This is a genomic window from Nocardioides sp. (assembly GCF_030149505.1).
Classification (GTDB): Bacteria; Actinomycetota; Actinomycetes; order Propionibacteriales; family Nocardioidaceae; genus Nocardioides.
On the sequence record NZ_JASBRN010000053.1, the window covers coordinates 110,692 to 131,687 of the forward strand.

Consider the following 20,996-nt stretch of genomic DNA (forward strand, 5'->3'; position numbering starts at 1 on the left):
CCGCGGGACCGCGCCCCGGTCGGTAGCCTGCCGCGCGTGAGCACCGAGACCCCCGAGGAGGCACCTCGCCCTGGTGGCGTCACGGTGGTCGTGCTCGGCGCCGGGTCGGGGACTCGGGTCGGGGCGGACCGCAACAAGGTGCTGCTCCCCCTGCGCGACCGCCCGCTGCTGGCGTGGTCGGTGCTCCACGCCCTCGCCGCCCGCGGTGTCGACCGTGTCGTGGTGGTCACCGCCCCCGGCGAGCGGGACGAGGTGGCCGGGGCCCTGGCACCGCACCTGCCGGTCGACGGCCCAGCGGCGGAGGTGGAGGTGGCCCTGGTCGACGGCGGCCCCACCCGGCACGCGTCGGAGTGGAACGCCCTGCGAGCCGTCGCGCACCACGTGGAGGGCGGCCGCACCGAGGTGGTGGTGGTCCACGACGGCGCCCGCCCGCTCGCGAGCCCGGCCCTCTTCGACGCGGTCGTGACCGCCGCGCACGAGCACGGCGGTGCGCTCCCGGCCACCCCCGCGACCGCACTGGTGACCGGGACCCTCCGCCCCGCTGCCGGCCCGCTCGTCGGCGTGCAGACCCCGCAGGCCTTCCGCGCCGCGCCGCTGCTCGACGCCTACCGGGCCGCCGGGCGGGACGGCTTCGAGGGCACCGACACGGCTGCGACCTTCGAGCGGTACGCCGGGCTGCCGGTGCGTGCGGTCCGGTCCACCGCCGCCAACCTCAAGGTCACCTGGCCCGAGGACCTCGCCCTGGCCGAGACGCTGCTCGGGGGCTGAACCGCGGCGTGCGACCGAACGGTCCGCGCCGTCGCCGGCATCAGTGCGCGGTGAACGCCTCGAGCAGCCGCACGTCGGACTCGTCGGCCACCCGGCGCCCCTCGGGCGGGGCGGTGGCGGCCACGACGGGGAACCGCTCGGCGAGCACGCCGACGAGGGTCGCGAAGTCGGTGGACGGCAGACCGTCGAGGGCAGCCACGACCGCGGCGGGCAGCACCACCGGCGAGGTCACCTGCAGGACGGTGTCGCGGTCGACCCCCTCCCCGACGTACCCCTGCGGGTCGAGGCCCTTGAGCGTGTCGGTGACGGGTCGGGTGCCGACGACGACCGCCTGCTCGGCCTCGCAGCGCTCCAGGCAGGCGACGAGGAAGTCGGCGGGGGTCATGGGGCAGAGGGGGTCGTGCAGGACCAGCGGCTCCCCGGCCTCGACCAGCGCCTCCCAGGCGGTGCCGAGGTCGACCTGGGTCAGGCCGGCCTCCCCCAGCGCCCACGCCGCGCACGCGACGAGCGCCTCGCCGTGCAGCAGCGCGAACGGCAGCGAGCCACGGTCGGCCTCGACCAGGAGGCCGAGCGCCTCGCGCTCCTCGGAGTACTCACCCACGAGACGCACGCTAGCCCCTGTCTCGCCCGGAGAAGGACGAAGCCCCCGGGACCGTCCCGGGGGCTTCGTCGTGCTGCTGTGGAGGCGTTGCCTCAGCCTCGAGGGCTCAGGAGGCGAGCACCTCGTCGAGGATGGCCTCGGCCTTGTCCTCGTTGGTGTGCTCGGCCAGGGCCAGCTCGGAGACGAGGATCTGGCGGGCCTTCGCCAGCATCCGCTTCTCGCCGGCCGACAGGCCGCGGTCACGCTCGCGGCGCCAGAGGTCGCGGACGACCTCGGAGACCTTCATGACGTCGCCGCTGTGCAGCTTCTCCAGGTTGGCCTTGTAACGGCGCGACCAGTTGGTCGGCTCCTCGACGTGCTCGGCACGCAGGACGTCGAACACGCGGTCGAGGCCCTCCTTGTCGACGACGTCGCGGACCCCGACGAGGTCCAGGTTGCAGGCCGGCACGCGAACCACCAGGTCCTGCTGTGCGACGATCCTCAGCACGAGGTACTGCCGGTCCTCCCCCTTGATCTTCCGCATCTCGATGTCCTCGATGATGGCGGCCCCGTGATTGGGGTAGACGACCGTTTCGCCGACGGTGAAAGTCATATGTGAAGTTCCCCTTCCTAGGCGACCATCTTAACACGGGTTCTCGGCGTGTCGGCGCGCGTTTGTGCAGGTCAGAGCGCTAGGGAGGGCTTGACAGGACCGCGGTCCGCATGCTGGCGACCGCCCTCGACGACGTACGACGGCCGGTCCGCGATCCCCCGGGCCGGACGATCTCCCGGGCCAGTCGGGCGCCTGCGCGGGCGCCCGGGTCCCCGATGTCCTGCGGAAACACCCGGACGGCGCTCGTGATCGCGACATACTGCGGGGCATGGCCAGACCACACCTGCGACGACGTCGCACCGAGACCACCGACGCGCCGCCGTCGGCTGCTCCCGGCGCGGCCGAGGGAACCGGCGCAGACACCCTGACCGAGGAGCGGACCCCCGAGGAGGAGCGCCCGCGCCCCGGGAGCTGGCTGAAGCGACGCCGTGAGGCCGCCGCCCAAGGCACGGCGGAGGGCCCCGGGACGGGCTCCGACGACGCAGCGGTCCCGGTCACCGCCGCCGGGTCGACCGGGGGCACCCGCAGCGCCGTGCCGCCGCCGCCCGCCGTCGTACGCCGTCCGGTGCTGGACGCGACACCGGTGCTGCTCCTGCGCGCGGCCCACCCCCGCCAGGCCGTCGTGACCGCGGTCCTGGTGACCGTCGCCGCGGCACTGGCCGACCGTCCCACGCGCGACCTGGGCCTGGTCCTGCTCACCGTGCTCGTCGGGCAGACCCTGCTCGGCTGGCACAACGACGTGGTCGACCGCCGTCGCGACGCGCAGCACCAGCGCACCGGCAAGCCGGTCGCCGACGGGCGGCTCGAGCCCGGCGAGGTGTGGTTCGCGATCGCCTGCGGCGTGCTGCTCGTCGTGCCGCTGTCGCTGTCCAACGGCCTGGTCGCCGGCGGGGTCTACCTCGCCTCGCTGCTCATCGCCGGCCTGGGCAACCTCGTGCTGCGCACGAGCGTGCTGAGCCCCGTGCCCTGGGCGGTCTCGTTCGCGCTCTACCCCGCCTTCCTGTCCTACGGCGGCTGGGGCAACCACGACGGCGGCTCCGCGCCGCAGCCGGCGATGGTCGTGCTCGCCGCCCTGCTGGGCATCGGCGTCCACTTCCTCACGGCCCTGTGGGGCCTGGTGGCCGACCACGAGGACGGCTGGCGCTACCTGCCGCTGCGGCTGGGCATGAAGCTCGGCGCCGCGCGGCTGCTCGCGCTCACCACGACCTACCTCGCGCTGGTCAGCGCCGGCATCCTCGTCGCCGGCACGCTCGTCGGCCTGGAGGCCTGAGCCGCTCCGCACCGTGGCAGCCGGGGTGTGACGGACGCCCTGTCAGCGGCGGGTCACGGCCCCGCTAGGCTGTCGGCGCCCCCGTCGTACGACTCGAAGGCACTCCTCACATGCACATGCGCCGCCTCACGCCGGTCCTCGCCCTCGCGCTGGCCGCGACCCTGTCCTCCTGCGGGTTCGACAACGCCACCGACCGCGTCTACACCCCGGCCGCCGGCTCGATCGCCCGCGACGCCTCGGTCGACGTGCTGTCCGCCGTGATCGTGTCCAAGGCGCCCGGCTCCGGCACGTTCATCGCCGGGCTGTCGAACAACTCCGGCAGCGAGAGCGTGACCTTCGAGGGCATCCGCCCCGTCGGCGACGCCACGATCACCTTCGAGGACGTCGAGCCGGCCACGATCCCGCCGCTCGGCTTCTACAACCTCTCCGAGCAGGGCAACGGCATCCCCGTCACCGGCGACTTCCGCGCGGGTGACTTCGTCACCGTCGAGCTCTCCTTCGACACCGGCGAGGACGTCGAGCTGGACGTCGCCGTCGTCACCGACTGCGACGAGTTCGACGGCTTCGACATCAGCGAGGGCGGCCAGGGCGAGGAGTACGACTGCGAGGCCATCGAGCCGCTGTACGACGGCCGCTACGAGGGCTACGAGGGCTGATCGCCGTGAGCCACACCCTGGTCCTGCTGCGGCACGGCGAGTCCGACTGGAACGCCAAGAACCTCTTCACGGGCTGGGTCGACGTGCCCCTCACCGAGAAGGGCCAAGGCGAGGCCCGCCGTGGCGGCGAGCAGCTGCTCGAGGCCGGGGTGCTCCCCGACGTCGTGCACACCTCGCTGCTGCGCCGCGCGATCTCCACCGCCGGGCTCGCCCTCGACGCCGCCGACCGCCACTGGATCCCGGTCAAGCGGTCCTGGCGGCTCAACGAGCGCCACTATGGCGCGCTGCAGGGCAAGGACAAGAAGCAGACGCTCGAGCAGTACGGCGAGGAGCAGTTCATGCTCTGGCGCCGCTCCTTCGACGTCCCGCCGCCGCCGATCGACCTCGACGACGAGTTCTCCCAGGCCCACGACGTCCGCTACGCCGACCTCGGCCCCGACCTCCCGGCCACCGAGTGCCTCAAGGACGTCATCGCGCGGATGGTCCCCTACTGGGAGTCCGACATCGTCCCCGACCTGGCCGCCGGCAAGACGGTGCTCGTCGCCGCCCACGGCAACAGCCTGCGCGCGATCGTCAAGCACCTCGACGGCATCAGCGACGAGGACATCGCCGGGCTCAACATCCCCACCGGCATGCCGCTGGTCTACGAGCTGGACGACTCCTTCGCCCCCGTCACCAAGGGCGGGCGCTACCTCGACCCGGAGGCGGCTGCGGCTGCTGCTGCGGCCGTCGCGAACCAGGGCAAGTAGCGGGCCCGCGCGCGGACGTTTCATCGGCCGGCCGACAAACCCTGCGGTCGGCCGACAGGGCTTCATCGGCCCACCGCAAGGTTCAGCGGCCGGCCGATGAACCTTGCAAGCCGCCGGCCCAGGCCCGCCCTCAGGCCTCGGCAGCCGCCCGCGGGTCCTGGCCGGTGACGACGAAGACGACCCGGTTGGCGATGGAGACCGCGTGGTCGGCGATCCGCTCGTAGTAGCGGCCCAGCAGGGCGATGTCGACGGCCGCCTCGACCCCGTGGGCCCAGTCGTCACCCAGCAGCTGGGCGAAGCTGGCGCGACGCAGCTGGTCCATGATCTCGTCGTCGCGACCGAGCTCGATGGCGGCGGAGACGTCGCGGTCCACGATGATCTGGCGGACCCGGTGGACCATGTCGCCGGCGACCTCGGCCATCCGGGCCACGGTCGGGCGGATCTCCCCGGGGACGGCCACCTCGGGCACGCGCATGCGGGCGATCTTGGCGACGTGCACCGACAGGTCGCCCATCCGCTCCAGCTCGGTGACCATCCGCAGCGCCGCGACCACGACGCGCAGGTCGGTGGCGACGGGCTGCTGCAGGGAGAGCAGCTCGAAGCACTTCTCCTCCACCTCGATCCGGGCCCGGTCGATCACCTCGTCGCCGGAGATGACCCGCTCGGCCACCTCCACGTCGGCCTCGAGGAGGGCCTTGGTCGCCTGGACGACGGCGGTCTCGACCTGGCCGCAGATGGTGGCCAGGTCGCCGAAGACCGCGTCGAGCTGCTCGTGGAAGACGTCACGCATACGGCCACCCTAGGAGAAGCGGGTGACAGGACGGGGTGACGCCGTGAACGCGGGGTGAACGTTGCCTACGTCCGCGTCCAGCGGCGAACGCACGGTGTCGCCCGTGCGTACTCTTCCCTCCGTGGACCCCACGCTGCAGGCTGCTCTCGCGGCCGTGATCGGCGCCGTCGTCGCCGGCGGCGCGGTCCTGGCGTGGCACATCAGCGACCGCCAGCAGCACGCGGTCCCCGCCAGCGCCCAGCCGGTCGTCCCCGAGGGGGTCGGCACCGTGCTGTCGGTGCTGCGCTCCAGCGCGGTCGTCGTCGACGACAACGAGGAGGTCCTCAAGGCCTCCGCCCCGGCGTACGCGCTGGGGCTGGTGCGGGGCTCGCGGCTGGTCTCGGCCGAGCTCGCCGAGGTCGTGCGGCAGGTACGCCGCGACGGGCAGATCCGCGAGACCGAGCTGCTCATGGCGCGGCCCGGAGCGCCCTCGCGCTACGTCACGGCGCGGGTCGCGCCGCTGGGCTCGCGGCTGGTGCTGGCGCTGGTCGAGGACCGCACCCGCGAGAAGCGGGTCGAGGAGGTGCGCCGCGACTTCGTCGCCAACGTCTCCCACGAGCTGAAGACGCCGGTGGGCGCGATCCGGCTGCTCTCCGACGCGATGCAGGACGCCGCGGACGACCCTGAGGCGGTACGCCGGTTCGCCTCCCGGATGTTCGGCGAGTCCGAGCGGCTCGGCACGCTGGTGCAGCAGATCATCGAGCTCTCGCGCCTGCAGGCCGACGACCCGCTGGACGCGCCCGTCGCGGTGCACCTCGACGACGTGATCGCCCACGCGGTGGACACCAGCCGGACCGAGGCCGAGGCCAAGCACATCCAGGTGCTCGTCGGGGGCACCCCGGACCTGCAGGTCTTCGGCAACGAGCAGCAGGTCACCGCCGCGGTCTCCAACCTCGTGAGCAACGCCGTGTCCTACTCCGAGAACGACTCCACGGTCCTCGTGACCACGCGCGTCGACGACGGCTCGGTCGACATCTCGGTCGTCGACCAGGGCATCGGCATCCCCGCGGACGAGCTGGACCGCATCTTCGAGCGCTTCTACCGGGTCGACCCCGCCCGCCACCGCTCCACCGGCGGCACCGGGCTCGGCCTGTCCATCGTCAAGCACGTCGCCGCCACCCACGGCGGCGAGGTCCGGGTCTGGTCGGCAGAGGGTCAGGGGTCCACCTTCACCCTGACGCTGCCCCAGCACTTCGGGGCCGAGAGGAAGACACAGGAGGACAGCCCGTGACACGGGTACTGGTGGTCGAGGACGAGGAGAGCTACAGCGACGCCCTCGCGTACATGCTGCGCAAGGAGGGCTTCGAGGTGGCGATCGCCGCGGACGGCAACGCCGCGCTGGCGGAGTTCGACCGCAACGGGGCCGACATCGTGCTGCTGGACCTGATGCTGCCCGGCATCCCCGGCACCGAGGTGTGCCGGCAGATCCGGGCGACCTCCAGCGTCCCAGTGATCATGGTGAGCGCCAAGGACGACGAGGTCGACAAGGTGGTCGGGCTCGAGCTCGGCGCCGACGACTACGTCACCAAGCCGTACTCCCCCCGCGAGCTGGTCGCCCGCATCCGCGCGGTGCTGCGCCGCGGCACCGAGCCCGAGGCCGCGACCTCCACGCTCGAGGCCGGGCCGGTGCGGATGGACGTCGAGCGGCACGTGGTGACCGTCGATGGCACCGAGACCAAGCTGCCGCTCAAGGAGTTCGAGCTCCTCGAGATGTTCCTGCGCAACCCCGGCCGGGTGCTCACGCGCGGGCAGCTGATCGACCGGGTCTGGGGCTCAGACTACGTCGGGGACACCAAGACCCTCGACGTGCACGTGAAGCGGCTGCGGGCCAAGCTCGAGCCGGACCCGTCGGAGCCGAAGTACCTCGTCACCGTCCGGGGCTTGGGCTACAAGTTGGACCTCTGACGAGCAGGTCGGTCGAGCAGGCGAGCGCCAGCGAGCCGTCGTCGAGACCGCGTACGCCGGAAGCGGACCTCTGCCCCGAGCGGCTCGCGTGGGTGACGATCGGCGGCCGCCTCACGCGGTCTCGACGACGCCCTCGCCGAGGGCTCGGGCTGCTCGACCACCGGCACCACGTCCGAAACCCGCGCGACGCGATGCCATGGGCGTCCGTAGTCTTTGGTCGTGACATCGACGACCGCCCCCGAACCAGCAGCGACCGGCCCCGGCGCGACCGACCCGGCCCCGAGCGGGTCCGCCGCCGGCGTACCGACGTGGCTGCCGCTGGCGGCGGTGGCGACGACGCTGGTCTTCTGGGCCTCGGCGTTCGTCGCGATCCGCTACCTGGGTGAGGACTTCTCGGCCGGGCCGCTGTCGTTGGGGCGACTGCTCGTGGGGGCGGCGGTGCTCGGCGTGGTGGCGCTCTCGCGCGGGATGCCGCGGCCGACGCGGCGCGAGTGGGTGTCGCTGGCGGCGATCGGCGTGCTGTGGTTCGGGGTCTACAACGTGGCGCTCAACGAGGGCGAGACCCGGGTCGACGCCGGCACGGCCGCGATGCTGATCCAGCTCTCGCCGGTGCTGATCGCGGCGCTGGCGGCGGTGTTCCTGGGCGAGCGGTTCACGACGTACCTCGCGCTCGGGCTGGCGTTGGCCTTCGCCGGCGTCGGGCTGATCAGCATCTCCACCGACGGCGCGGAGAGCCGCGACGTGCTCGGGGTGGCGCTGGTGCTGCTCGCAGCAGCGGTCTACTCGATCAGCCTGATCCTGCAGAAGCCGCTCGTCGCGCGGCTGCAGGCGGTGCACGTGACGTGGCTGGCGTGCACGATCGGCGCAGTGGTGTGCCTGCCGTTCGCGCCCGCGCTCCTCGACGAGCTGGGCACCGCGCCGGCGTCGTCGGTGTGGTGGCTGGTCTACCTCGGCATCTTCCCGACCGCGATCGCCTTCACCACCTACGCCTTCGCGCTGCAGCACATGTCGGCCTCGTCGCTCGGCGTCACGACCTACCTCGTGCCGCCGCTGACGATCCTCATGGGCTGGCTGGCGCTCGGCGAGACGCCCCCGACCATGGCGTACGCCGGAGGCCTGCTCTGCCTGGTCGGGTTCGCCGTCGCCCGGCGCAAGCCGCGGGTGCGGGCGGACGCGGCCGCGCCTGCGTGAGGGGGGTAGTCCGACACTGTGAAGGTCGACCGCTCGCTCGTCAGCCGGATCGACCACTCCCCCGCCGACCTCGACCTGCTGCGCGCCGTGCTCGGGCTGCTCGACACCGCCCCGATGGAGGTCGTGGTCGAGGGCGTCGAGAACCTCGCCCAGGCGTCCGTCCTGCGCACCCTGGGTGTCCGGCTGGCCCAGGGCTACCACCTGGGGCGGCCCGTCCCGGCTGCCGAGCTGGTGCTCGGGGGATCGGGTGGGCCCGGGGGTCCGGGTGGGGCCGCTCGGCGGGCGGCTGTCTGAGGGGGCGCGGTCGGGATACTCCGAATCACTTCTGATCCTCAGCTCGAGCTGAGCATCAGAAGTGATTCGGACTACCCCAGCTCAGCCCTCGGTCGCCCCCGGCCGCTCGCCGGCCTCCAGCCAGCCGCGGAACGCCTCGAGGTTGGCGGTGGACTCGCCCCGCTCGGTGCGCCACTCCCACTCCTTGCGGATGGCGGTGGCGAAGCCGAGCTCGAGGATCGGGTTGAACGACTCGTCGGCGTAGGTCAGGACCGAGCCCAGCAGCCGGTCGAGCTCCTCGGGGCTGGCGGCGGCCAGGGGGATCCGGCCGTCCAGGTAGATGTCGCCGGTGCGGTCGATGGCGAAGGAGACGGCGTACATCCGTAGGTTGCGCTGCAGCAGCCAGCGGTAGACGCCCTCGTGGTTCTCGTCGGGGTTGCGGGCGACGAAGGCGTGGACCCCCAGCGAGTGCAGCGCGACGTCGAGACGCACGGCGGTCTGCAGCTTCTTCTCCCCGGGCAGCGAGAAGGAGAAGACGCCCTCGGGCTCCTCCTTGAACTCCAGCTCGCTGGCCCGCAGGTGCTCGCGGACGGTCGCCAGCGCGGCCTCGCGCTCGGGCGAGGTGGTGCGCTCGGGGCCCGCGCCCTGGACGTCGTCGGTCCCGCTCATGCCGAGGCCTCCGCCCGCAGCTGCCAGCGGGCCCGTTCGTAGGTGCGCAACATCGCCGCTGCGGTGGCGTCCCAGGAGAACTGCCGCGCCTGCAGCGCCGCGCCCGCCGCCAGGCGGTCGTGCAACCCGGGCTCGGTCAGCACCCGACCCAGCGCGTGCGCCCAGTCGGCCTCGTCGTGGGAGTCGACGAGCAGCCCGCTGCGCTCGTGGCGTACGACGGTGGGCAGCCCGCCCACGGCGGCGGCCACCACCGGGGTGCCACAGGCACCGGCCTCGGCCGCGACCAGCCCGAAGGACTCGTTGTAGCTCGGCACGGCGACCAGCGTCGCGGCGGCGTACCACCGGGCCAGCTCGGCCTGCGCCACCGGCGGCACGAACCGCACCACGTAGTCCAGCCCCAGCTCCCCGGCCAGCTCGGCCAGCGACTCCGGGTGCTCCAGGCCCGACCCGGACGGTCCGCCGACGACCGGCACCACGAGCGAGCCCCGCAGCTCGGGACGCTGCGCGAGCAGCACCGCCACGGCGCGCAGCAGCACGTCGGGGGCCTTGAGCGGCTGGATCCGGCCGGCGAAGAGCACGACCTGCGCATCGGTCGGCAGGTCCAGGGCGGCCCGCGCCCGGGCGCGCGAGCCGGGCCGGAACACCTCCAGGTCGACCCCGGGGTGGACCACCTCGACGCGGCTCGCGTCGGCGTCGTACAGGTCGATGAGCTGCTTGGCCTCGATGTCGGTGTTGGCCACGAGCACGTCGGCGGCGTCGACGACCGACTGCTCGCCGATCACCCGCGACGCCGGCTCGGGGGTGTCGCCGTCGGCGAGCGAGGCGTTCTTGACCCGGGCCATCGTGTGCATGGTGTGCACCAGCGGCACGCCCCACCGGTCGGCGGCGAGCGTGCCGACCTGCCCGGAGAGCCAGTAGTGGGAGTGCACGGCGTCGTAGTGCCCGCGCGGCTGGGCGGCCTCGGCGCGCAGCACCTCGCGTGCGAAGACGCACAGCTGGCCCGGCAGCGCGTCCTTGGGCAGCAGCTCGAACGGGCCCGCGTGCACGTGGCGCACCGTCACGCCGTCGGCGGCCTCGACGAGCGCCGGCAGCCGGGAGGAGGTCGCCCGGGTGAAGACGTCGACCTCGATGCCCTGCCGGGCCAGCCGGCGGGCGAGCTCGATGACGTAGACGTTCATCCCGCCCGCGTCCCCGGTGCCGGGCTGGTCCAGCGGGGAGGTGTGCAGGCTGATCATCGCGAGCCGGCGCATGGGCCGGGCGACAGCGCTCACGTGCTCCCCCTGGTGGGACGGCTGGTGGGACGGTGGGTGTCTGGGCAGGTCTTCGGGCGGGTCTCTGGGTCGGGGGCTGTCCCCGGACCGGGTCTGCCGGTCAGCACCAGTGAACACCGGTCCGCCCCCCGGCATTCCCACCCGGTCGGCTGGGGCTGCGCGCAGGGGTCGTCGGGTCGTCGACGTCCGGGGGTGCCGACCACCTGACGGACACGGCCCCTCCGCCGCCGTACGCCGCCGCCGTACGCCGCCGCAGGCAGCGGGCAGGGGACAGCGGGCAGGGGGCAGGGGACAGCGGGTCAGCGCCCGGGGCGGGACCGGCGGTCGGCCCGGCGGCGCGGCCCGGTCGGTGCCGCCTCCTCGACGGGCGCCCGAGCCGGCTCGGCGGCCGCTCCGGCCCCGGCTCCGGCGGGACCACGCAGGGTCCGCGGGAGGGCGGCCAGGCAGCCGAGGGCGACGACCGCTCCCACCACCCCGCCCACGACCAAGGAGTCCTGCACACCGACCACGGCGGCCAGCGACCAGGCCAGCGCGACGACGCAGGTGCCGACCACCACGCGCAGCACCACCGGCCGCACCAGGGAGGCCCCGGCGGCCAGCGCGACCACCGAGAGCAGCACCGCCCCCGGCCACAGCAGCGCGTCGACGTCGGCGACCCACCGGACCAGCCACAGCAGCCCACCGACCGCGCCCGCGATCACCACGACCGTCGACTCGCGCACATCCACCTCCTGGGTCCGGCACATCGTGCCAGCACCGCGGCCCGCCGACCAGGACGTCTCAGCCGACACCCGGGTCGGCTGCCCGACGAGCCCGACTCGTCGTGCCACTCGTCGCACCCGCGGCCTCGTCGAAAGACAGACCGAAGCAGCCGGCGCTGGCCCGTTCAGCGCTCGCCCAGGCGGGGGCGGCTGCCGGTCGCATGCGTTCGGTCTGCCTTTTGACGACGCCGCCCTGCTCCCCGGCCCCGCCCGAGTGGTTCGATGGCGCCCATGAGCACCCCTCGCACCGCCGTCGTCACCGGCGCCAGCAGCGGCATCGGCGCCGCGACCGCCCGGGCACTGGCCGCGGAGGGCTTCCACGTCGTCTGCGCCGCGCGCCGGGCGGAGCGGATCGCGGCGCTGGCCGAGGAGATCGGCGGCACGGCGGTGACCTGCGACGTGACCGATGCCGGCGACGTCGCGGTGCTGGCCGAGACCGTGGCCGGGCTGCGGGAGGGCGCGGGCGACGGCAGCCTCGACGTGCTGGTCAACAACGCCGGCGGGGCGTTCGGTTCGGCGCCGGTCGCACAGGCCGACGTGGAGCAGTGGCGCGCGATGTACGAGGTCAACGTGATCGGCCTGGTCCAGGTCACCCGCGCCCTCCTGCCCGCCCTGCTGCGCGCCCGCGACCAGGCCGGCATCATCTGCAACGTCGGGTCGACCGCCGGCCGGATCGCCTACGAGGGCGGCGGCGGCTACACCGCGGCCAAGCACGGCACCCAGGTCGTCACCGAGACCCTGCGCCTGGAGCTCTTCGACCAGCCGGTCCGGGTCACGGAGGTCGCGCCGGGGATGGTGCGCACCGACGAGTTCGCGCTGGTCCGCTTCGGCGGCGACCGCGAGAAGGCCGCCGAGGTGTACGCCGGGGTCGCCGAGCCCCTCGTCGCCGAGGACGTCGCCGACGCCATCACCTGGGTCGTCACCCGCCCGCGCCACGTCAACGTCGACGAGCTGGTCATCCGCCCCCGCGCCCAGGCCGCCCAGCACAAGGTCCACCGCGTCCACGACTGATCCGCGCGGCGACGTTCGATTCGTCGACCGATCCGGATCCGGAAGCGAACGTCGCTGAGCGGCACCCGACCGCTCCCGGACGCGACCCGCTCCCCGGACGCCCGGCCGAGCGCCGTACGCCGCGTGACAGACTCGCCGCATGCAGACGATCGGCCTGATCGGCGGGATGAGCTGGGAGAGCAGCGCCGCCTACTACGAGCTCCTCAACACCGGTGTCGAGAAGCGGCTGGGCAACCTCGCCTCGGCGCGCACGATCATGGCGTCGGTCGACTTCGCCGAGGTGACGGCGCTGCAGGAGAAGGAGGACTGGGACGGCGTCGCGCGCATCCTGGTCGAGGCCGCGCAGGGCGTCGAGCGCGCGGGCGCGGACTTCCTGCTGCTCTGCACCACGACCTTCCACCGCGTCTTCGACCAGGTCGAGGCCGCGGTCTCGATCCCGGTGCTGCACCTGGCCGACGTCGTCGCCGAGGCGTGCAAGGCCGCCGGGTTGAAGGAGGTCGGCTTCATCGGCACGACCTTCGCGATGGAGCGCTCGTTCTTCACCGACCGGATCGCCTCGCACGGCCTGACGGTCCACGTGCCGCCGGCCGACCACCACGAGGTCGTCAACCGGATCATCTACGACGAGCTGGTCCACGGCCGCGTGGTCACCAAGTCGCGACGCACCGTCGTCGGGCTGGTCGAGGACCTCTGGGACGCAGGCGCCGGCGGGGTCATCCTCGGCTGCACCGAGCTCGAGCTGCTCGTGCACCAGGCGGACGCCGACATCCCGGTCTTCCCCTGCACCAGCCTGCACGTCGAGGCCGCGCTGGCCCGCGCCCTGGGCTGAGCCGCCCGGGGCCGTCCGACCCCGCGCGTCCTCGGTCCGCGGGGCCCCGGTCCCGTCCCGTCCGGACCCCACGCCCCCGGAGCAGGCTCAGGTGGCAGGCAACCGCAGCCCGACGGTCGTCCCGCGCGGACCGGTGTCGACCTCGAGCCGGGTGCCGAGCAGCTCGGCGTGCGCCCGGGCGACGCGCAGCCCCAGCCCCCGGCCTGCCGGCGGGTCGGTGGGGCGTCGCGCGAGGTCGTGCAGTACCGCCGGGGGGAGCCCGGGGCCCTGGTCTTGGACCTCGACCAGCACCTCGCTCCCCTCGCGTCGGGCCGTGAGCGCGACGTGGGTACCGGCGTGCCGCACGGCGTTGGAGACCAGGTTGACCACGATCCGCGCGAGACTCTGGGGATCCATCAGCACCACCGGCTCGCCGTGGACCACGACCCGGACGGTCTCCCAGTCGAAGTCGCGCCGCACCCGCCCGAGCAGCTCTCGCACCGCGACCTGCTCGGGACGCACCTGTACCTGACCGGTCTGCAGCCGCGACACCTCCAGCAGGTCCTCCACCACGCGCCCCAGGCGGCCGGCCTGGTCGCGGATCAGCCGCATCGGCGCGCGCACGTCCTCGGGCGCGGCAGCCAGAGTCGCGTCGTCGACCAAGCTCGACGCGGTCACCATCGCCCCGACCGGGGTGCGGATCTCGTGGGCGAGGTGAGCGGCGAAGGCCAGCTCGCGTTCCCGCGCGACCGCCACCGCCTCCAGCCGCCGCCTCGTGAGCAGCCATCCGCTCGCCGTGAGGAGCGCGAGCAGGGCCACGGCGATGGCGCCGACCAGGACGCCCGAGCGGAGCACCCCGCGGGCGACCGGGCGCTCGGAGAAGAAGAGGTAGGCCTGGGCGCGCTCCCCCGTGCCGGGCTCGCTCACGGTGCCGCCGGCGACGAGGAAGTCCTGGCCGTCGATCGTCGTCCGGGTCGCGGAGACCGCCTCGCCGTCGGGGGCGGTCGCGAGGACCGCGCGCTGCAGCTCGTCGGGCACGTCGCCCAGGCCGAGTCCGTCGTCGGAGCCCTCCACCTCGGCCCGGCGCACGATGACGACCTCGAGGTCGCCGGGGCGTCGCAACGCTCGGGCCAGGGCCTCCGCGCCCGACCCCGACAGCCCGTCCGGGGCGGTCACCAGGACGCTGCGGGCCTCGGCGACGGCGCTCTCCTCGAACGCCCCGCGCCGCCAGTCGGTCACGAGGGCGAGCACGGCCACCGCCAGCAGCGCCAGCACGGGGGTCGCCACGAGCAGGGTCAGCAGCGCCTGGCGCCGCGGCGAACGGCGTACGACGGGAGGTGCGCCGCCCCTCACGGCCGCTCCAGGCGGTACCCCACGCCACGGACCGTCACCACGAGCCGCGGCTCGGCGGGGTCGTCCTCGACCTTGCCGCGCAGGCGCAGCACCGCCATGTCCACGACCCGCGAGTCACCCAGGTGGTCGTGCCCCCACACCAGCTCGAGCAGCTGCTGGCGCGACAGCGCCTGACCGCCGTGGCGCACCAGCTCGTCGAGCAACCGGAACTCGGTCACGGTCAGGTCGAGCTCCTCGCCGCGCTTGTGCACCCGGTGGGCCAGGGGGTCGATGAGCAGGGGTCCGACCTGCAGCGGCCCGGTGCGCGGCGAGGCACGGCGGCGCAGCGCCCGGGCGCGCGCGACGAGCTCGGGCGCCTCGAACGGCTTGGTCAGGTAGTCGTCGGCCCCCGCCTCCAACCCGGCCACGACGTCGGCGGTCGTGTCTCGCGCGGTGATGACGATGACGGGTACGTCGGAGGCGGCCCGGACCCGGCGGCACACCTCGAGCCCGTCGACGTCGGGCAGGCCCAGGTCGAGGACCACCAGGTCCACCCCGCCCTGCTCCACCGCGCGCCGGCCGCTCTCGCCGCAGGTGTGGCTGGACACCTCGAACCCGGCGCTGCGCAGGGTCATCTCGACCACCGTCGCCATCGCCGGGTCGTCCTCCACCAGCACCGCCTGTTGCATGCCCGCCACCGTAGGCACGGCCGCGGGCGGTCCGGTTCGCCCGAGCGGACCCCGCCGACGATCTGTGACGGACTCGTGACACGGCCATGGTCGACCGGTGACAACCCCGCAGCAGCGTGGGTGGTGACCAGGACACCCGACCTGCCAGGAGGACCCATGAGGACCACCGCCCGCACCATCCGCACCGCCCGCAGCACCACCGGCCGCTCCACCGCCCGCCGGGGCGTGGCCGCCCTCGCGGTCCTGGGGATGGTGAGCCTGACCGCGGCCTGCGGCGAGGAGGACTTCGGCACCGGCGAGGTCGAGACGACCTACGACGACATCGAGGCCTCCACCGAGGTGACGACCGACAGCATCGTGGGCCTGGAGGTGACCACGGTCGGCAACGTCGTCGAGGTGCTGTCCGACGAGGCCATCCGCATCGACCGCGACGGCCTCGGGTCCCCGGACGCCGACGACGACGAGGTCGTCACCGAGACCGAGGTCGTCTACGACTACGACTACTACGACTACGGCTACCTCACCGCCTACGACGGCGAGTTCGGCGACGACGACCTCGACCAGGGCGTGCTGGTCGTCGGTGCGCTGGACTCCCTGGCCGGGCAGACGCCCGCCGACGAGGTGCGGGTCAGCGGCACGATCCGCCGCTTCGACAAGGACGTGCTGGAGGAGGTCTACGAGCTCGACCTGCCCGACGACGAGCTGGACGAGGAGGGGGACGCCCTGGTGATCGTCGCCGACACCGTCACCGCGGTCGACGTGCCGCCGGACGGCAGCAACGACACGGTGCGCGAGGACGGCGCCGAGGAGGAGTCCAGCGAGGAGGCCGACCCGACGGCCGAGGCCACCGACGAGGCCACCGACGCGACCACCGACGCGACCGAGGAGCCCTCGGAGGAGACGACCGAGGGCTCCTGACGCGGTGCGGGTCGATGCCGCTGCCCTCCGGTCCCGGGCCACCGGGGCCGGACGGGGCCGGGGTCCCGCGGGGAGGGATCCCCGGATATCAGGCTTTCCTGCCACTTGTCAGGGGTTGCAACCCTCCCGAAGCGGCAGAGGAGCCTGATATCCGGTTATTCCTGCCACCCCGCGACGGGAGCCTCAGCCCTGGGGCGCACGGTCCGGCGGGAACCCGCCGGTGGCGATCGGACCCCAGTGCATCGGGGTGATGCGCAGCAGCGACTTGCCCTGGCGGCGCATCGCGGCGCGGTACTCCTCCCAGTCCGGGTGCTCCCCGGAGATGCACCGGAAGTACTCCACGAGCCCGTCCTCGGCCGCCTGCGACGGCATGTCGAGGACCGTCGCCTCGCCGTCGACCTGCACGTAGGCGTCGTCCCACTCCTCGCCGTGCACGAGCACCGAGCAGCGGGGGTCGCGGCGCAGGTTCACGGCCTTCGCCCGGTCGGGATACGTCGAGACGACGATCTTCCCGTCGCCGTCGACTCCACCGGTCACCGGCGACATCTGCGGTCTGCCGTCCTTGCGGAAGGTCACCAGGGTCATGTGGTGCAGCGGCCGCACGAAGTGCAGCAGCTCGTTGAGGTCGACCCGGCGGGTGGTGGCGATCGTGGGCATGACCTCGAACGTACGCGCCGGGCTTCACCCGCACGAGTGAGGTCGCGCACGGCCCGTGACGCACGCCGCAGCCGGCTGCCGTCGTACGCCGTCGCGGGCGGCGCCCACCAGCAACCCGCCACCCTCACCCGTTCGCGTGAGCGCCACGGGTCACAGTGGGGGCATGAGCAGCACCCGCCCCCCGTCCTCGACGGGCGACCCCACCGCGACCGGCACCGACCCCGAGACCCTGGCCGGCCTGCGCCGCTGGAACCTCGGCCTCACCGTGCTCCACGCCGCCCAGGCGGTGCTGGTGTTGGTGCTGGCCGGCGACTTCGCGATCACCGTCGTCGAGGCCTTCCCCGAGGGGCCGCCGGGCACCCCGCCGCCGGCGCCCGAGGCGCTCTTCGACGTGCGGATCGGCTTCGCGGTGGCGGCGTTCCTGCTGCTCGCGGCGGTCGACCACGGGCTCACGGCCACGGTCGCGCGCGCCCGCTACGAGCGGGACCTGCGGGCGGGGGTCAACGTCTTCCGCTGGGTGGAGTACGCCTTCAGCGCGACCCTCATGCTGCTGCTCATCGCCTTCTACAACGGGATCGTCGAGGTCTCCGCGCTCATCGCCATCATCGGCGCCAACGTCGCGATGATCCTGTGCGGCTGGATCCAGGAGGTCGTGAACCCGCCCGGCCAGCCGACCCGCACGATGCTGCCGTTCTGGGTCGGCACCGTCGCCGGCCTCGCGCCGTGGGTGGCCATCACGGTGAACCTGGTCGGCGCCGCCGAGGTGCCCGGCTTCGTGCTCGGGATCTTCGTGTCGCTCTTCGTCTTCTTCTCCAGCTTCGGCCTCAACCAGTGGCTGCAGTACAAGGGCGTCGGCCGATGGGCCAGCTACGGCTACGGCGAGAAGGTCTACCTCGTGCTCAGCCTCGTGGCGAAGAGCGCGCTGGCCTGGCAGATCTTCGGCGGCTCGCTCGCGGGCTGACCGCGACCACACGGACAGCCGCCCAGGCAGACACGGAGGAGAGACATGGACACCAAGGACGCACGCGTGCTCGTCGTCGGCGCCTCCGGCACGCTGGGCGGCGAGCTGGCCCGCCGCCTGCACGAGGGCGGCGCCCGGGTCGTGGCCGCCGGCCGTGACCCCGAGCGCACCCGCGCGGTCGCCGAGGACGTCGCCACCGATCCCCTGACCCTCGACGTCATCGACGTGGAGGCCTGCGCCGCCACGGTCGCGGCCGCCGTCGAGCAGCTCGGCGGGCTCGACCTGCTGCTGGTCACCGTCGGGGTCGCCGCCTTCGGCAAGGCCGCCGACCTCGACGAGGCCGTCGCCGAGGAGCTGTACGCCGTGGACGTGCTCGGCCCGGTCGCGCTGGTCCGCGCCGCGATCCCGCACCTGCGCGCCAGCCACACCGAGGGCCGCGGCGGCACCGTGGCGGTGATCTCCGCGGTGCTGGCCGACCTGCCCACCTCGGGCATGGCCGACTACTCCGCCGCCAAGGCCGCCCTCGCCACCTGGCTGCAGGTGCTGCGCCGCGAGGAGCGCCGCTCCCTCAGGGTGCTCGACATCCGCCCGCCGCACCTCGACACCGGCCTGGAGACCCGCGCCCTGGCCGGCGAGCCCCCGCGCCTGCCCGCCGGCCGCCCCGCCGGCGAGCTCGTCGACCTGGTGCTCCAGGCGATCCGCGAGGACAGGACCGAGCTGGTGGTCGACGGCAAGGAGATGGTCCTGCGCTGAGGGGTCTCGGGGCTCGGGCCGGCGTAGGGATCCCCGGATATCAGGCTCTTCTGTCACTTGTCAGGGGTTGCAACCCTCCCGAAACGGCAGCAAAGCCTGATATCCGGGGATCCCTGCAACCAGACGGTCCGCCACGAGACCCCCGTCACGCGGGCGAGCGACGAATCGGCGTACCGGCTCACCCGAACCTAGACTCGTGGTTCGTGTCCGAACTCCGCACCGCCTCCCTCCGCAACGTCGCGATCGTCGCCCACGTCGACCACGGCAAGACCACGCTCGTCGACGCGATGCTGCACCAGGCGGGGGCGTTCTCCGCGCACCAGGCCGAGGGCGTGGCCGAGCGCGTGATGGACAGCGGTGACCTCGAGCGCGAGAAGGGCATCACGATCCTCGCGAAGAACACCGCCGTGAAGTACGTCGGACCCTCCGCGCCCGACGGCATGACCATCAACATCATCGACACCCCCGGCCACGCCGACTTCGGTGGCGAGGTCGAGCGCGGCCTGTCGATGGTCGACGGCATCGTGCTGCTGGTCGACGCCTCCGAGGGCCCGCTGCCGCAGACCCGCTTCGTACTCCGCAAGGCGCTCAACGCCGACATGCCGGTGATCCTGGTCGTCAACAAGACCGACCGCTCCGACGCGCGGATCGCCGAGGTCGTCGACGAGACCTACGAGCTGTTCATGGACCTGCTCGACGAGTCGCACTCCCAGGACGCGCTCGACTTCCCGGTCGTCTACGCCTCCGGCAAGGCCGGCGTCGCGAGCCTGACCAAGCCCGAGGACGGCACGCTCCCGGCCGACAGCACCGACCTCGAGCCGCTGTTCCGCACGATCATCGAGACCATCCCGGCTCCGACGTACGTCGAGGGCGCGCCGCTGCAGGCGCACGTCACCAACCTCGACTCCAGCCCGTTCCTGGGCCGTCTCGCGCTGCTGCGCATCCACCAGGGCAACCTGAAGAAGGGCCAGACCGTGGCCTGGATGCGCCGTGACGGCGAGGTCAAGAACGTCCGGATCACCGAGCTGCTCATCACCGACGGCCTCGAGCGCAAGCCCGGCGAGGTCGCCGGTCCCGGCGACATCGTCGCCATCGCGGGCATCCCCGACATCACCATCGGCGAGACCCTGGCCGACCCGGAGAACCCCGTCGCGCTGCCGCTCATCCACGTCGACGAGCCCGCCATCTCGATGACCATCGGCACCAACACCTCCCCGCTCGTGGGCCGGGTCAAGGGCTCCAAGGTCACCGCGCGCCTGGTCAAGGACCGCCTCGACTCCGAGCTGATCGGCAACGTGTCGCTGCGGATCCTCCCGACCGAGCGCCCCGACGCCTGGGAGGTCCAGGGTCGCGGCGAGCTGGCGCTGGCGATCCTGGTCGAGCAGATGCGCCGCGAGGGCTACGAGCTGACCGTCGGCAAGCCGCAGGTGGTCACCAAGATGGTCGACGGCAAGCTCTACGAGCCGATGGAGCGCCTGACCATCGACGCCCCCGAGGAGTACCTCGGCACGATCACCGAGCTGCTCGCCGCCCGCAAGGGCCGCATGGAGCAGATGACCAACCACGGCACCGGCTGGGTCCGGATGGAGTTCGTGGTGCCGGCGCGCGGCCTCATCGGCTTCCGCACCGAGTTCCTCACCGACACCCGCGGCACCGGCATCGCCCACCACATCTCCGAGGGCTACGAGCGCTGGGCGGGCGAGATCCGCGGCCGCAACAACGGCTCGCTGGTCGCCGACCGCAAGGGGGCTGCGACGGCGTACGCCATGACCAACCTGCAGGAGCGCGGCGTCCTCTTCGTCGAGCCCACCACCGAGGTCTACGAGGGCATGATCGTCGGCGAGAACTCCCGCGCCGACGACATGGACGTCAACATCACCAAGGAGAAGCAGCAGACCAACATCCGGTCCGCCACCTCCGACAACTTCGAGAAGCTCATCCCGCCGCGCAAGCTCTCCCTCGAGCAGTGCCTGGAGTTCTGCCGCGAGGACGAGTGCGTCGAGGTCACCCCCGACGCCGTGCGCATCCGCAAGGTCGTGCTCGACGCCAACGCCCGCGCGAAGACCGCCAGCCAGGCCCGCAAGGCCGCCCGGGGCTGACGCCTCCGCTGGTCGAGGTGCGCGGCGTGCCAGCGCCGAGCCACGAGACCCCCCGCACGGGCCGGCGAGCCTGTCCTGATCGACGAGACCCACTGTGTGGCGTTCCGGTTCAACCTGGTGGCTGTTGCAAATCGCCGGGCGAGATCGGCCCGTTTTTGCGGCTGGGGCGAAATACTTGGGCATGGCTCGTTCGTATCGCCCAGTCGTGCGGGATCAGGAGTTCCTGCTCCCGC

At 73.1% G+C, this 20,996-nt stretch carries 23 protein-coding genes; 14 read left to right on the plus strand and 9 right to left on the minus strand.

The window, feature by feature from the left end; translation table 11 throughout:
- Positions 1–36 precede the first annotated feature (36 nt).
- Positions 37–768: a 2-C-methyl-D-erythritol 4-phosphate cytidylyltransferase gene (locus tag Q1V71_RS11890; protein ID WP_300644028.1), complete on the plus strand. Its 732-nt coding sequence runs from the start codon at positions 37–39 to the stop codon at positions 766–768.
- A 40-nt stretch (positions 769–808) separates the two neighbouring features.
- Here the strand turns inward: Q1V71_RS11890 and Q1V71_RS11895 are convergent, their stop codons facing one another.
- Together Q1V71_RS11895 and Q1V71_RS11900 are read right to left on the minus strand one after the other, a co-directional pair.
- The gene (locus Q1V71_RS11895; protein ID WP_300644029.1) at positions 809–1,369 is read right to left on the minus strand and encodes a 2-C-methyl-D-erythritol 4-phosphate cytidylyltransferase; all 561 of its coding nucleotides are present in this window, start codon (positions 1,367–1,369) and stop codon (positions 809–811) included.
- Between the two features lie 106 nt (positions 1,370–1,475).
- Positions 1,476–1,961 carry a CarD family transcriptional regulator gene (locus tag Q1V71_RS11900; protein ID WP_300644030.1) on the minus strand — a complete coding sequence of 162 codons (486 nt, stop codon included), beginning with the start codon at positions 1,959–1,961 and terminating at the stop codon, positions 1,476–1,478.
- A gap of 268 nt (positions 1,962–2,229) precedes the next feature.
- Here Q1V71_RS11900 and Q1V71_RS11905 point away from each other — a divergent pair, with 268 nt between their 5' ends.
- The 3 genes from Q1V71_RS11905 (at position 2,230) to Q1V71_RS11915 (ending at position 4,636) form a co-directional block, all read left to right on the plus strand.
- Positions 2,230–3,231 carry a UbiA family prenyltransferase gene (locus tag Q1V71_RS11905; protein ID WP_300644031.1) on the plus strand — a complete coding sequence of 334 codons (1,002 nt, stop codon included), beginning with the start codon at positions 2,230–2,232 and terminating at the stop codon, positions 3,229–3,231.
- A gap of 110 nt (positions 3,232–3,341) precedes the next feature.
- The gene (locus Q1V71_RS11910) at positions 3,342–3,887 is read left to right on the plus strand and encodes a hypothetical protein (protein ID WP_300644032.1); all 546 of its coding nucleotides are present in this window, start codon (positions 3,342–3,344) and stop codon (positions 3,885–3,887) included.
- Between the two features lie 5 nt (positions 3,888–3,892).
- The gene (locus Q1V71_RS11915; protein ID WP_300644033.1) at positions 3,893–4,636 is read left to right on the plus strand and encodes a phosphoglyceromutase; all 744 of its coding nucleotides are present in this window, start codon (positions 3,893–3,895) and stop codon (positions 4,634–4,636) included.
- Between the two features lie 130 nt (positions 4,637–4,766).
- Here the strand turns inward: Q1V71_RS11915 and phoU are convergent, their stop codons facing one another.
- Positions 4,767–5,426, minus strand: a complete 660-nt coding sequence (gene phoU, locus Q1V71_RS11920; protein WP_300644034.1) for a phosphate signaling complex protein PhoU — start codon at positions 5,424–5,426, stop codon at positions 4,767–4,769.
- A 121-nt stretch (positions 5,427–5,547) separates the two neighbouring features.
- Between phoU and Q1V71_RS11925 the strand changes: the two genes are divergently transcribed.
- The 4 genes from Q1V71_RS11925 to Q1V71_RS11940 all read left to right on the plus strand — a co-directional run bounded on the left by Q1V71_RS11925 (position 5,548) and on the right by Q1V71_RS11940 (position 8,855).
- A complete protein-coding gene (locus tag Q1V71_RS11925) occupies positions 5,548–6,696 on the plus strand; it encodes an ATP-binding protein (RefSeq protein ID WP_300644035.1) in 1,149 nt (382 codons plus the stop codon).
- Positions 6,693–7,370 carry a response regulator transcription factor gene (locus Q1V71_RS11930; RefSeq protein ID WP_300644036.1) on the plus strand — a complete coding sequence of 226 codons (678 nt, stop codon included), beginning with the start codon at positions 6,693–6,695 and terminating at the stop codon, positions 7,368–7,370. Before Q1V71_RS11925 ends, Q1V71_RS11930 begins: the two co-directional genes overlap by 4 nt.
- A 219-nt stretch (positions 7,371–7,589) precedes the next feature.
- A complete protein-coding gene (locus Q1V71_RS11935; RefSeq protein ID WP_300644037.1) occupies positions 7,590–8,561 on the plus strand; it encodes a DMT family transporter in 972 nt (323 codons plus the stop codon).
- An 18-nt stretch (positions 8,562–8,579) separates the two neighbouring features.
- Entirely contained in the window at positions 8,580–8,855 is a 276-nt protein-coding gene (locus Q1V71_RS11940) for an EAL domain-containing protein (RefSeq protein WP_300644038.1), read from the plus strand.
- Positions 8,856–8,936: 81 nt separating this feature from the next.
- Here Q1V71_RS11940 and Q1V71_RS11945 read toward each other — a convergent pair whose 3' ends face one another.
- From Q1V71_RS11945 to Q1V71_RS11955, 3 genes are all read right to left on the minus strand, one after another.
- Positions 8,937–9,503 (minus strand): YbjN domain-containing protein, encoded by a 567-nt coding sequence (locus Q1V71_RS11945; protein ID WP_300644039.1) that lies wholly within the window; start codon positions 9,501–9,503, stop codon positions 8,937–8,939.
- Positions 9,500–10,753 carry a D-inositol-3-phosphate glycosyltransferase gene (mshA, locus tag Q1V71_RS11950; RefSeq protein ID WP_300644053.1) on the minus strand — a complete coding sequence of 418 codons (1,254 nt, stop codon included), beginning with the start codon at positions 10,751–10,753 and terminating at the stop codon, positions 9,500–9,502. Before mshA ends, Q1V71_RS11945 begins: the two co-directional genes overlap by 4 nt.
- Before the next feature lie 320 nt (positions 10,754–11,073).
- Entirely contained in the window at positions 11,074–11,496 is a 423-nt protein-coding gene (locus Q1V71_RS11955) for a hypothetical protein (RefSeq protein ID WP_300644040.1), read from the minus strand.
- A gap of 270 nt (positions 11,497–11,766) precedes the next feature.
- Here Q1V71_RS11955 and Q1V71_RS11960 point away from each other — a divergent pair, with 270 nt between their 5' ends.
- Together Q1V71_RS11960 and Q1V71_RS11965 are read left to right on the plus strand one after the other, a co-directional pair.
- Complete coding sequence (locus Q1V71_RS11960; protein ID WP_300644041.1) at positions 11,767–12,546, plus strand: SDR family NAD(P)-dependent oxidoreductase; 780 nt, start codon at positions 11,767–11,769, stop codon at positions 12,544–12,546.
- Between the two features lie 139 nt (positions 12,547–12,685).
- On the plus strand, positions 12,686–13,375 hold the full coding sequence (locus Q1V71_RS11965) for an aspartate/glutamate racemase family protein (RefSeq protein WP_300644042.1): 690 nt from the start codon (positions 12,686–12,688) through the stop codon (positions 13,373–13,375).
- 87 nt (positions 13,376–13,462) lie between these two features.
- On the opposite strand, the gene Q1V71_RS11970 is transcribed toward Q1V71_RS11965, so the two are convergent.
- A complete protein-coding gene (locus tag Q1V71_RS11970) occupies positions 13,463–14,707 on the minus strand; it encodes a sensor histidine kinase KdpD (RefSeq protein WP_300644043.1) in 1,245 nt (414 codons plus the stop codon).
- Positions 14,704–15,375: a response regulator transcription factor gene (locus tag Q1V71_RS11975; protein ID WP_300644044.1), complete on the minus strand. Its 672-nt coding sequence runs from the start codon at positions 15,373–15,375 to the stop codon at positions 14,704–14,706. Before Q1V71_RS11975 ends, Q1V71_RS11970 begins: the two co-directional genes overlap by 4 nt.
- Positions 15,376–15,531: 156 nt before the next feature.
- Between Q1V71_RS11975 and Q1V71_RS11980 the strand changes: the two genes are divergently transcribed.
- Positions 15,532–16,293: a hypothetical protein gene (locus tag Q1V71_RS11980; protein ID WP_300644045.1), complete on the plus strand. Its 762-nt coding sequence runs from the start codon at positions 15,532–15,534 to the stop codon at positions 16,291–16,293.
- Between the two features lie 183 nt (positions 16,294–16,476).
- Here the strand turns inward: Q1V71_RS11980 and Q1V71_RS11985 are convergent, their stop codons facing one another.
- On the minus strand, positions 16,477–16,950 hold the full coding sequence (locus Q1V71_RS11985; protein ID WP_300644046.1) for a PPOX class F420-dependent oxidoreductase: 474 nt from the start codon (positions 16,948–16,950) through the stop codon (positions 16,477–16,479).
- Between the two features lie 163 nt (positions 16,951–17,113).
- Here Q1V71_RS11985 and heR point away from each other — a divergent pair, with 163 nt between their 5' ends.
- The 3 genes from heR to typA all read left to right on the plus strand — a co-directional run bounded on the left by heR (position 17,114) and on the right by typA (position 20,763).
- On the plus strand, positions 17,114–17,911 hold the full coding sequence (heR, locus tag Q1V71_RS11990) for a heliorhodopsin HeR (RefSeq protein WP_300644047.1): 798 nt from the start codon (positions 17,114–17,116) through the stop codon (positions 17,909–17,911).
- 45 nt (positions 17,912–17,956) lie between these two features.
- On the plus strand, positions 17,957–18,664 hold the full coding sequence (locus Q1V71_RS11995) for an SDR family oxidoreductase (protein WP_300644048.1): 708 nt from the start codon (positions 17,957–17,959) through the stop codon (positions 18,662–18,664).
- A gap of 203 nt (positions 18,665–18,867) precedes the next feature.
- Entirely contained in the window at positions 18,868–20,763 is a 1,896-nt protein-coding gene (gene typA, locus Q1V71_RS12000; protein WP_300644049.1) for a translational GTPase TypA, read from the plus strand.
- Positions 20,764–20,996 lie beyond the last annotated feature (233 nt).